Consider the following 13,349-nt stretch of genomic DNA (forward strand, 5'->3'; position numbering starts at 1 on the left):
GAAGGAGGTGGGTGCTAGCATTTGACCTTAGCAGTTTGATTATTAAGTTAAAAAAGCAAGAGATTGATAAGTAAGGAAGAACTAAAAACATAAATTTGAGGGGGAAACTTAAAATGAGAATAAATAAATCTATCATTATTAAAACGATTATCCTAATATTCTCTGTTTCACTTATTTTAACTGGTTGTAATAGTGGTTCTAAGAAAAATGAAACAGCCAATTTAGATGAAAAGGCAAGATATGAGTTAGATGAAAATACTCCTGCTTGGAAATTGGATAAAAAAGAAGAAAAAACAGAACTTACTTGGTATGTAAATGCAGAATGGTGGAACACGGACTTCGGTAACGATACAGTCACGAAAAAGTTAAGCGAAGATTTGAATATAAATATCAAGTTTTTAAACGGTGATGATACAAAATTAAATACGTATTTTGCAGGTTCTGACCTACCAGATATTATAACCATTTTCGGTATGGAATCAAAAACAGCAAAAGACGCAGCGAAATGGGCACTTCCATTAAATGACCTTGCAGATAAATATGATCCATATTTCTACAAAGTAGCTCAAGATCAAACATTAAATTGGTTCCAATTAAAAGATGGTAAAACTTATGGTTATCCTAGCTATTCCAATACGAAAGAACATTATGATAGCGGAGCAATTCCAGGAAATGATGCTTTTATCATTCGTGAAGACATTTATAAAGCAATTGGTTCACCGGATATGACAACTCCAGAAGGATTTCTAGATGCTTTAGGTAAAATTAAAGCACAATTCCCTAAAGTACTTCCATTTGGTTTTAAAGGTTTTACTGCTGAAGGGGATGCAGGTTCATTACATGTAACATTACAGGATTATCTAGGAGTGCCAATGGTCACAGAAGATGGAAAATGGTATAACAGAAACCAAGATGAAGACTATCAAGCTTGGATTAAAGTCATTAATGAAGCATATCGCAAAGGTTATATTAGTGATGACACATTCTCAGATGATGGTACACTCTTTGAAGAAAAAATTTCCCAAGGTAAGTATGCAACGGCATTGACAGGTGGTATTGCACAACTTTATACCCATTTACAAAAGAACTTTTCTTCTAATCCAAGTCAAAAATACATTGCTATCGATGGTCCTAAGTCAACTGTGGGTAGAGAACCAACATTAAATCAATCTGGTATATCTGGCTGGTCCGTAACTTACATTTCAAACAAAGTTAAAGACCCACAAAAGGCAATTCAATTATTTACTTATTTATTAAGTGAAGAAGGACAATATTTAACAACTTATGGAGTTGAAGGCGAAACATTCAAATTCAATGAAGAAGGTAAAGCGGAATTACTTCCTGAAGTAGCTAAGATTAAAGAGGAAAATATTGATGAATATAAATCTAAATATCGCTTAGGGGAATTCTGGTTCTTCGGACATGATACTTTCGCAGTTGAACACGGAGTAGTACAGCCAAGAGAATCTGTTGACCAAATTATGGCATGGGGAACTCCATATTTAACACCACATTTTGCCATTGAAAATATTGATCCAGACCAAGGTACAGCAGAATCGCGTACATTGACGAATATTAATTCTCAATGGGCTACAACATTGGCACAATTAATTAGAGCGAAAGATGACAATGCGTTTGAGAAAACTTTAAATAGTTATAAAAAATTCTTAGACGAAAACAACTTCGACTCTATTATAAAAATTAGAGACCAAAAAGTTCAGGATAATATGGAAAAACTTGGATTAAAATAGGTGTTGCCTAGTTTTTCGAATGGGTTTTTGAATCCTACTATTATTAAATAGGAAATAAAAAGAGTTAGGGGATGTCCCAAAAGTGCCTGGCTCCCTTTATAAGTGCAAATATAGATTAAGCAGTTCGGTAGACTATGTTTTGTTCTTAAAGCGCCTGGCCTTTTGTTTCGGGCAGCCCCTTTTGTATATACTAAGTTTTTTCAATCGTTCAGATGAGTAACATAGGCAGGGGGTAAAGCTATGTCTGAAAAAAATATACAAGCAGAATGCCTGAAAATTGGTAACTTGCAACCGACATTTTCACTAAAAATAATGGATGGAAAAGCCATTCCGTTCCAAAATAATTTACCTTATCCAAGCTTTGAACCACAAATGCGCCCAGTACTTTCATTAGCGGGGACATGGAGGAAGAAACGGTTCAATGCTGATCACGATTGGACGATGAGTGCTCGTGATAATTCTTGGGTAAAGGAAACCGAACGTGAATCTAACGGTATCCCATTATTAAGCTATGATGATAGGAACTGGGATACACACTCTATTCCTTTACCTGAAAATCATCTTACTGGAAAAGAAGAAGTTAATGGTGCCGAAACTTATGAAAATGGAGTATGGTATAGACGGAAATTTGAGGTCCCATTAGATTGGGAAGGAAAGATAGTTTTCCTAAAGGCATTGGCAGTATCCTATATAGGCGACTTTTGGATTAATGGAGAATATGTTGGCTACCACGAGGGCGGCTACACACCATTTTCATTTGATGTAACAAATTTCCTCCGTAGCGGGGAGAATGTAATTGTCGTTCGTGTGGATAATCCCCCATGGACTTCCCGAGTGGATATTGTTCCGGCTCAAGATAACGACTTCTTCAACTATACAGGAATCATTCATGATTTGTATTTAGAGGCAACTGAAGGTGTTTATGTAGCTCGAGCGGATATTGTTTCAAAAAATATGAATGGTGATATAGAGATTACAGCGGTTCTTGATAACCGGTCCTCAATAGAAAAAACAGTTCAATTAAAAGCGACCATCTATGATACGGATTATCAAACAGATAACTGGTTAACAGAACCTTCTGCCTTTAGTATTAAGAAACAGAAAGTGGAAGTTTGTGGACTTGACGATCAAACTATTAATCTGTTACCTAGAGAAACTCGTGTAGTTTCCTATCATGTAAAAATTAACAACCCAAAAATATGGAGTATTAGGGAACCAAATTTATATGTACTAGGTCTAGATCTCGTTACGCAAGAAGCTACCATTGATACTTTTCATACACAGTTTGGAATTCGTAACTTAAAAACAGATGAAGCTAAAATTTATTTAAATGGGAAACCAATCTTTTTAGCAGGTGTTGCCCGTCATGAAGAGTGGCGCGATTTTGGTAGATCAGCTACTTGGGATCGGATTAAGAGTGACTTTTTGAAGATATCTAGTTTATCTGTGAATATGGTGCGAACTGCCCACTACCCAAATCATGTCTATACATTTATCATGCTCGATCGGTTAGGGCTTACGTCCATGAGTGAAATTCCACTTTGGCAATTCGACACCGTACATTACGAGGCACAAGAAAAAAGGAAAATCTCTTATCAAATGTGGCGTGAAATGGTGTTTTCTCGATTTAATAGTCCATCTATTATTTTGTGGAGTACGCAAAATGAATCAACAGATGTGATCCTTCGAAAGAAATACAATGAACAATTAGTAAATGAGTTGCGTTCCTCTTATAATGATGGTCGCTTGATCACTCAAAGTTCAGCAGCAGATCAGCCTGGATATTGGGATGAATCAATGGAACCGTTGGATGTAATGGGCTGGACGATGTATTTCGGAATTTTCCACGGTAGTACTCCTTATGAAGGAACTCGTAACTTTATTGAAAAGGCTCATGAAAAATGGCCGGACAAACCAATTATTAATACAGAGTATGGAATATGGAGTAATGCAGATGATAGCTTTTTAAATAAACAGGTAGAAATTTACCGTGATGTTCAGCTTGCTTTACTTGAAAAGGCCACTGTTTTACCTCAAGGCATCGTTAACCCGAATGGTTATCTTGCCGGCATGAACTACTGGACGGCTTTTGATTGGTTTGTAAATCATAATAAATTTTACCAAACGATGGGAATGCTCCGGATGGATAGAACAACGGAAAAACTATTATATTATGAGTTCGTTAAAGACCATCAGCGACTAATGCATAAAACAAATGGTATCGGGGTAACGGACCAATTACCTACTCAGAGAAATTTAGCGTTTGATTCTAGTAGCGTTTCTGAAGGATATGTAAGTCTCAATCTGAAACAATCTGCAGATCTTTCTATTTATAATTATTTAATAATAAGCTTATTTGACTCAACAACTTCTGATGGTGTGAACGTAAAAATAATCAGTACCAATGGGAATAGTGTTTGCTACGACACTTATAAAATTGAAGCTGGTAAAGCTTTTGATGTATATGTACCATTGTGGAAACTTGAGCAATCTATCATCAGCGAAACGATATCGGTCGTTATTCAATATGATCTTGGTCGTGATTTGGAAATAGGTGCCATTACTTGCAGAGAGTAAGCACTTGTCACTAATAGATTTTTATAAAAAAATGCCAGGAAGTGATTCCGGGATGGGAATAAATTCCTGGCAAAATATACATGTACGTAGTGCAGGTAGAGGGTAGATGTTATATATAATTGGATTTTTTTATGTTTTGCTAGTTTTGTAATTCCAGTAATGCTGTTTCTAATAAAAAATAGTATGAAAAGGTGGAGTTTGAGTGAAAAAGAATAAAATCCGAAGAGTCATTATTTTATTATTAGCTGTGCAATTAATCATTTCAATGGTTCCTGTAAAGAAATCAGCAGAAATGAAAGATTCTATTATGTTTCAAGATTTTGAAGGAAATAAACAAGTTGCCACTGCTGAACATAATGCAAAGGTGGATGTAACGAGTGAAGATGTTTTTGAAGGAACTAAATCTCTAAAATATGAAGTTTTATCAAGCGGAGATCCAAGGGAAAATGAGGGAAGCATTGTAATTTCATCACAAAATGGTCCTGTAGATGTTTCTAGTTTAAGATATTTTATTTTTAGTATTAAAGATACTCAAGGCTCGAACACACTTAAAGTATCATTGATTGATGAAAATGAAAAGGAAACAAGTTTTAGTTGGCAATCTCAAAGTACGAAGAAAGATTCTTGGGTTTACTATCAAATTCCTGTTAGTAATTTTACCGGGGTAGATTTAACAAAAATTACAAAAGTTAGAGTTGGTCAATGGAATAGTGGTACATATTACTTGGATAATTTATACTTTTCAGATAAAAACCCACCCGTTGAACTAGAACCACCAACTGGAACACCTTCTGGTGATTTTCAAAATTATGCAGTTGTTGAATTGAAATCAGAAACTAGCAATTTGCCAATTTATTATTCAACAGATGGAAACACTCCTAGTAAGGATTCTTTACTATACAAGGGATTATTGAGGTTTGATGATAGTGTTACTTTGAAGGCTGTTGTATATAACCCAGATCAAGATATGTACAGTCAGGTTAGCACTTTTGAATACAAGGTAAATAATGATGACGGCTCTTTAAAACCTAAGGCATTTCCTAGTGCTGGTATCTATTCAGAAAGTCAAAAAGTGGAACTAAGGACAGTATTATTAGATGGAGATATTTATTTTACATTAGATGGAAGTACTCCTACTACTTCCTCTAGCAAATATACGGAACCAATTACTGTAGCTTCAACAACTACAATCAAAGCAATAGCTACAAATGGAAAAATAAAAACGGATGTTTCGGTTTTTAAATATACAATGAATAGAACTCCTTCACCATTTATTAAAGCCAACGGGAAAAATCTTTTCAATAATTATGGTTCTGGGGATGAAGTGATTTTAAGAGGTACAAATGCAGGTGGTTGGTTAGTCATGGAAGAATGGATGAATCCTGTAAAATCACCTGACCAAATTACAACAATAAATATATTAACAGAACGCTTTGGCAAAGAAAAAGCGTGGGAACTGCTTAATATCTATCAAGATTCATACTTTACTGAATCCGATTTTGACATTCTAAAAAACGAAGGAATTAATACGATTCGTTTACCATTTACTTATTTTGAAATGTTAAATGAGGATGGTACTTTAAAAGATTCTGCATTTGATCGTCTTGATTGGTTTATTGAGCAAGCATCTAAAAGAGAAATATATGTAATTATCGACTTACATGGTGCACCAGGCTCGCAAAATGGTAAAGATCATTCAGGTGATACTACAATTAGAGATAAAGGCAATTTATATGGAAATCCAATAAACATGGAACGGACCGTTTTCCTATGGGAAGAGGTTGCAAAGAGATATAAAGATGAACAATGGGTAGCTGGTTATGATTTATTAAATGAGCCAGGTGGTGCAAACGGTACTGAACAGTATCATTTTTATGACATACTATATAAAGCGGTTCGTGCACAGGATCCAAATCACGTTATATTTATTGAGGCTATTTGGGATCCTAAAGATCTTCCAAATCCAAATGTATATGAATGGGAAAATGTAGCTTATTCATACCACTTTTATAACTGGGATAATATTCATAGTTTTACTTCCCAAAAGAATTTTATTGATTCGAAAGTGACCCTGGTAGAGGAAGCTGAACATAATGTACCTGTTTACGTCGGTGAATTTACTTTATTTAATAATATCCAAAGTTGGGATTATGCGCTAAAGGTTTTTGAAGAACAAGGTTGGAGTTATACTACTTGGACATATAAAGCTACTGGTAATAAAACTAGCTGGGGAATTTATACTGGAGAGCCACCAATAGTAGATATATATCTTGATAGTTTTGAGCAGATAAAGGAAAAGTGGAGTAAAGTTAAAACTGACCAATCCTATGAACGGAATGACTATTTTGCTGATGTTCTGCGAAATTACTTTGATCCAACGATGAGAAATACTGATAAGATGATTCTTATTAATGACTTTGAGGGACTTGAAAGGAACACTATCCTAGAAACAGGTGAAAATGCAGTCGCTACATTAGATTTTACAAAAAAAGTAACCGAATCGGTTTCTGCAAGGCTTGTTGTTGTTGATGATGAAAATATTGACAGTAACTATATTAGTTTGAAACCAAATGATGGACAACCTTTTAGTTTAATTAATGAAAATAGTAGCTATCCTTTTTATTTAATCTTTGATATTTATAATGGGACTAGCAAAGAGCAGACCGCAAAAATTACGTTAGTAGATAAAGATGGTAACCAATCATCGGGGCAAACCCATGAATTTACAACTGCTTTACCAAAATCACTTTCAAAGGTTCATGTCCTGTTGGATTCTATCTTTAGTGACATAAACAAATCAGAAATTGTGGAAATTCGAATTGCCTTTAAAGATATAGGAATCTATTACTTAGATAACATCTTTATCGGTCAATCCTTTGCTAATAACCTTTCAGCATTGAGCGAGGAACCAACGAAAGAAGAACAAGCAGAAGATAATTCGGAATCCGTAGAACCTGAAACAGAAGAACCAAACTCAACTAACCCTGGAATTGAAAAACCAAATACAGGGGATACAGGAACAGAGGAAATTGATAAAGACAACAATTCTGGAGAGCTGAATGGAGCAGATAGTAATATTAAGGAGAATGCACAAGAAAATAAACTCCCTAATACGGCAACAAGTTATTATAACTATTCTTTAGTAGGTACTCTATTATTGATAATAGGAGGAATCCTATATATTGGCAGGAGAAAATATTTAAGATAAAAAATGTATGGATGGGTGGTGCCTGTCACCACCCAATTTCGGTAATTTTTTCAACTAGAGTGGTGGAGGAAAGTAAAATGAATGAGCAAAAAATAGGTATTCCTTTAAAAGGGTTTGCTGAGTTTAGTAGAAAAGTTGCAGCAGAAGGCGCTGTATTATTAAAAAATGAGAATAATGTACTTCCTATAAAACAGGGAGAGAGTATTTCAATATTTGGTCGAACTCAAATAAATTATTATCGAAGCGGAACCGGTTCTGGAGGTAGTGTCAATGTAGCATATACAACCGACCTATTAGATGGTTTTCGTAGTAAAAAACAAATTATTCTTAATGAAGAGTTGGCCACTATTTATGAAAAGTGGATTGAAGAAAACCCATTTGATAATGGAGGTGGAGGATGGGCAGCAGAACCTTGGAATCAACGGGAAATGCCCTTAACTGATAAAATTGTTAGCGATGCTAAAGCGATGTCAACTAAAGCAATCGTAGTAATAGGTCGAACTGCAGGAGAAGATCAAGATAATGCAGTCAAAGAAGGAAGTTACCTACTTACTTCCGAAGAAAGGTCTATGCTGCAATTAGTTACTAAATATTTTGATCAGGTTGTAGTTGTTTTAAATGTCTCCAATATTATCGATATGTCCTGGCTCAATGATGAGACTTATTTAAACCGAATTCAAAGTGTCATTTACGTTTGGCAAGGAGGAATGGAAGGTGGAAATGCTGCAGTAGATATTTTAGTTGGTGATGTCAATCCGAGTGGTAAACTTGCTGGTACTATTGCTTATTCCCCAAATGATTACCCTTCATCTCAAAACTATGGAAATAAAGATTATAACTTTTATCAAGAAGATGTTTATGTCGGCTACCGTTATTTTGAAACGTTTTTTCCAAATAAAGTTCAGTTCCCCTTTGGATATGGTCTATCCTATACAACGTTTGAAATACAGCCGAGAGAAGCACATGTTTTAACAAAGGATAATAGAAAATATTTTGAAATTGCTGTTGAAGTTAGAAATACAGGAAAGATTTATTCTGGTAGAGAAGTTGTTCAAGTATATTATGAAGCTCCACAAGGAAAGTTAGGGAAACCAGCAAAAGTGCTTGGTGGATTTAAAAAAACAGCCCTTCTTGAGCCAGGAGAAACAGAGGAATTAACCATTTGCTTCCCTATAGATCAGATGGCTTCTTATGATGATGGAGGGAAGACAGGATATGCTTCAGCATATGTTTTGGAAAGCGGAACATATAGATTTTATGCTGGTAATAGTGTAAAAAATGTAAAAAAGGTGTCTGTCGGAGGAAAAGATGGCTATGTCGTTGAAAACATCCAAGTTGTTCAACAGTTGGAGGAGGCACTAGCACCGACGAAAGAATTTACTAGAATGAAACCTGGAAAACTGAAAGAGGACGGTTCATATGAATTAGTTTTTGAAAAGGTTCCAACTCAAAAAGTTTCAATGGAAGAAAGAGTGAAAAAAAATCTCCCAGAAGAGATTAAGCAAACAGATAATATGGGATATACCTTACGAGAAGTCAAGGAGGGAAAGGTTAACATAGAGACTTTTATAGCTCAGTTAACAGACGATGAATTGGCAACGATAGTAAGGGGCGAAGGAATGAGTAGTCCTTTAGTCACTCCAGGAACTGCTTCTGCTTTTGGTGGAGTAAGTGATAGCTTAGCTAAATTAGGTATTCCTGTTGCGTGTACGTCGGATGGTCCTTCTGGGATTCGAATGGATAGTGGACATAAGGCAACTCAAATACCAATTGGAACATTACTTGCATGTACATGGGATCCAGACTTAGTGGAAGAATTGTATGTCATGGAAGGGAAAGAATTAAAGAGCAACAATATTGATATGTTATTGGGACCTGGAATGAATATTCATAGAAATCCATTGAATGGACGTAACTTTGAGTATTTTTCAGAAGATCCACTGTTAACAGGTGTGATAGCAACGGCAAATGTTCGTGGGATTGAAAAAGGTGGTTCCAATGCAACATTGAAACATTTTGCTTGTAATAATCAAGAATATTCACGGCATCATGTGGATGCTATCGTTTCTGAACGGGCTTTGAGAGAGATATATTTAAAGGGTTTTGAAATTGCAGTAAAAGAAGGAAATGCTAAAGGAATTATGACTGCATATAATCCAATTAATGGTCATTGGGCGGCTTCCAATTATGACTTGAATACAACAATTTTGCGAAAAGAATGGGGCTTCACTGGTATTGTCATGACTGACTGGTGGGCGCAAATGAATGATTGTGTAAAAGGTGGTTCACCAAGTCGTACCGATACGAAGTCAATGATAATTTCTCAAAACGATTTGTATATGGTTGTTAATAATTTTGGAGCTGAAGTTAATGTCAATAATGATAATACATTGGAATCATTGCGCAATGGTAGCTTAACAAAAGGCGAACTGCAAAGGTCCGCAATGAATATTTGTGAATTTTTAATGAGCGCGCCCGTTTTCTCAAGGGGAGAATTATCTAGTGAAAAAGTGTTGAAAATAGAACCAAATCAATCTCTAATGGATAAGGAAGAACATTGTTTGGATCAGCAACAACAAATCCCAATTAGCTCCACGAAGGAAACGGTGATAAAGGTAAATGAAACCGGTGAATATCGTGTATTTGTCGAGCTTATGTCAGAGGTAGCGGATTTAGCACAAACAGCTTGTAATATCATTTTGAATGATCAACTCTTGACTACAGTTCAAACAAACGGAACGAATGGTAAATGGGTTACGCATAGATTAATAAAAATAGAGTTAAAAGAAGGATTATATGAGATAAAACTAGAACATCTAAAACCAGGCATTACAATGAAATGGATTGAATTTAAACGAGTTTAAACTAAGTGTGAATGGAATTTTAGATTGAAGACGGTTTTTATTAGACTAATTCACGTGCATCCTTCCAATTTGGAACATTCGTGGATGATTCATAGGATAGCAGGACTGTTGTTGTGTAGGCAGTCCTGTTTTTTTACTTGTAAGTGGGACAGGAGAGAGGCTTTTCCGTATTGGATAGTAAGACGGGAATTTTTTTGCCAATAATTATGTCCAATGAATTAAATGTGAATCTTGATTACTTTTATATTGAAGTAAGCCCTTGTTGCGATGTCACGATGTTGCAATCCAGATAATGTTGGAAAATCTTAGTATGGAATTTTTTGTAAAATGGAGATGGTTTGCGAATTTTACTATTGAGCTCCATATGTGATTGGAAGAGGAAGTACCAAATAGTTGGTTGTTGGTTCCCCATTTTAACCCATACTAGTATGGATGATGTGAAAATTGTATCATTTGCAAATTTAATTGTGGTATATGAAAATGATGATAAGCGAATATGTGTAGTAGTAGCACTTTTCGCTTTTTTTCAAGGAAAATCATACGAAGAAAAAGGGTAGGAGGTATTTAATTATGGCGTTAGTGAAAAGACAATTCGAATTGGGTCGTCAGGCGATTTTTAAAGATGTGGAAGAATTGGATCCAGTACTTTTAGATGTACAGCTAGAGGGATGGTCGAACACGATTCGTTGGCAGCTTGGACATTTGTTAGTAGCTGCAGAAAGTTTCCTGTTTGGTGGAAATGGCCAGTTGCCTGTAGAGTACAATGATTGGTTTGGTTACGGTTCGCGGCCATCGGAATGGAAAAGCGATGTCCCGAGTGCAGATGTCATTATTCATCAATTGAAAGAACAGCTGGAACGAATAAAAGGAATCCCAGTAGATCGGTTTGAAGAAAAATTAGAGCAACCCGTTTTAGGAAACAATACGTACGGGGAATTAGTGTATTTTACAGCATATCACGAACTGAACCACGCCGGACAAATTCACCTTATGGCAAGACTCGTAAACAAAAAATAGCCCTTCCACACTTTACTGCTTTAAAGCGGTGGGGGACTGTCCCCAACGATTCAAAAATTTCTGAATCGTTGGGGACAGTCCCCCTTTTCGTATTTTTTTCTAAATTGGGTACTTTTTACTAGTTTAATAGTGTATAATTGGTGTGTGTGCGTAATTTTCCCTATATTTTTTGATTTGTTGATTTTCCCATTTATTTTTTATTGCCTAGCATTAGGAATTAAGTCCTGTTTCGATGTTACTATTACTTAGTTATTATTCTATCTTTATTATTTGTAATATTAGAAATCTAGGGCGGAATACATGGCGGGGATCAACTTTCATAGAAAATTAGGGATACATACGTAACGAAAAATTTTACAAAAGGAAGGGAGTATTAGAATGAAATGTATGAAATGTGGTCATGAAAATGCTAGTGGAAAGTTTTGTACGAAATGTGGTTCCCCTCTTAACGCTAATGAAAACGAGGTAGCCGCAACAGTTGAGACTACGCAACAAACAGTATTACAAGGTGGTGGACAAGGACAAAGTCAATCTAATCCACAACTGGAGCAAGCAAAGCGAATTTCAAAAAATTATTACACATATTTTATTGATGTATTAAAACAACCCCTCTCTCAAACGAATAAAGTTGGGCAAAATCAATGGGTGAATAGTTTAATCACGATTGCATTGTTTTCCTTGTTATTTCCACTTACTCTTTATGTTAGCCTTGGAGATCTTCGGGAATGGATTGAAAGTCCGTTTTTAAATGGAATTATTAAGCCGTTTATCGGTTTTGCTATTTTTATCGTTTTAATGAGCGCTTATACATTCGGAGCGTTAAAATTATCGAAATTAGATGTGGATTTTAAAGTAGTATTAAGTCGTTTCGGAACATTACTTGTACCTGTTGTCGTGTTATTTTTACTAGCATTCATAATGTCCTTATTAGATGCTAGCCTATTTGCAGCTTTACTAGTATTTGGTTTTCTTATCGCTATTTTTGCCGTGCCACCATTCGTTCTCATCTCCTTTAAAAAAGAGAATAATAGTGGGTTGGATATTTTTTACAGCACGTTAATTATTTATTTACTTGCCTTTTTAACGATTGGTCTTATCGGTGAATTTATGTTCTCCATATTTTTAGATATGATTGAAGGTATCATCAGCTCGTCACTTTTTGACCTATTTTAATCGTATTGCTGCCTTTATTCCTAAGGGCTGAAACTTTTTTCAAAAGATGGTGCGCTAGTCAAATTTACCTTTTTTAAAAAATCCCATATTCCAGTGCACACCTTTGGAATGATTAAGGTTGAGAGGCAATGTTTGTTAATTGTTGCTTGAAGAAAAAGTTAGTGGCTTTTATTGTTAACTAGTTTGTTTGTAAATTTTTTATTGTTTTAACATTTTTTTCAAACGCGATAAAAATTCGCCCATGGAAATTTTTCACGTAGCCACTTATCTTTTTCAACAGTGGAAAAAATGGACTTTTCAAAATCACCTATTCTAGTTCTTTGGATAGTGGAAGTGAAAATTGCCTTTTTTCAAAAGCACCTATTCTAGTTCTTTGGATAGTGGAAGTGAAAATTGCCTTTTTTCAAAAGTACCTATTCTAGTTTTTGGATAGTGGAAGTGAAAATTGCCTTTTTTCAAAAGCACCTATTCTAGTTTTTGGATAGTGGAAGTGAAAATTGCCTTTTTTCAAAAGCACTTATTCTAGTTCTTTGGATAGTGGAAGTGAAAATTGACTTTTTTCAAGTACCTATTCTAGTTCTTTGGATAGTGGAAGTAGAAAATTGCCTTTTTTCAAGTACCTATTCTAGTTTTTGGATAGTGGAATTGAAAATTGACTTTTTTCAAAATCACCTATTCTAGTTCTTTGGATAGTGGAAGTGAAAATTGCCTTTTTTCAAAAGTACCTATTCTAGTTTTTGGATAGTGAAGTAGAAAATC

6 protein-coding genes are annotated in these 13,349 nt (G+C 35.2%); all 6 read left to right on the top strand.

Annotation, left to right across the window (positions count from 1 at the left end):
- Nucleotides 1-113: 113 nt before the first annotated feature.
- The 6 genes from BN1242_RS02105 to BN1242_RS02135 all read left to right on the top strand — a co-directional run bounded on the left by BN1242_RS02105 (nt 114) and on the right by BN1242_RS02135 (nt 12,590).
- Nucleotides 114-1,751, top strand: a complete 1,638-nt coding sequence (locus BN1242_RS02105) for a type 2 periplasmic-binding domain-containing protein (protein WP_062350640.1) — start codon at nt 114-116, stop codon at nt 1,749-1,751.
- A 240-nt stretch (nt 1,752-1,991) separates the two neighbouring features.
- The gene (locus BN1242_RS02110) at nt 1,992-4,328 is read left to right on the top strand and encodes a glycoside hydrolase family 2 protein (RefSeq protein WP_071435403.1); all 2,337 of its coding nucleotides are present in this window, start codon (nt 1,992-1,994) and stop codon (nt 4,326-4,328) included.
- A 202-nt stretch (nt 4,329-4,530) separates the two neighbouring features.
- Entirely contained in the window at nt 4,531-7,536 is a 3,006-nt protein-coding gene (locus tag BN1242_RS02115) for a chitobiase/beta-hexosaminidase C-terminal domain-containing protein (protein WP_062350643.1), read from the top strand.
- A gap of 77 nt (nt 7,537-7,613) precedes the next feature.
- The gene (locus BN1242_RS02120) at nt 7,614-10,400 is read left to right on the top strand and encodes a glycoside hydrolase family 3 protein (protein ID WP_062350646.1); all 2,787 of its coding nucleotides are present in this window, start codon (nt 7,614-7,616) and stop codon (nt 10,398-10,400) included.
- 570 nt (nt 10,401-10,970) lie between these two features.
- Nucleotides 10,971-11,417, top strand: coding sequence for a DinB family protein (locus BN1242_RS02130; protein ID WP_062350652.1), 447 nt, complete (start codon nt 10,971-10,973; stop codon nt 11,415-11,417).
- A gap of 378 nt (nt 11,418-11,795) precedes the next feature.
- Nucleotides 11,796-12,590 carry a zinc ribbon domain-containing protein gene (locus BN1242_RS02135; protein WP_062350655.1) on the top strand — a complete coding sequence of 265 codons (795 nt, stop codon included), beginning with the start codon at nt 11,796-11,798 and terminating at the stop codon, nt 12,588-12,590.
- Nucleotides 12,591-13,349: the final 759 nt, after the last annotated feature.

The sequence above is a fragment of the Bacillus kwashiorkori genome, from assembly GCF_001375515.1.
Classification (GTDB): Bacteria; Bacillota; Bacilli; order Bacillales; family Caldibacillaceae; genus Bacillus_BK; species Bacillus_BK kwashiorkori.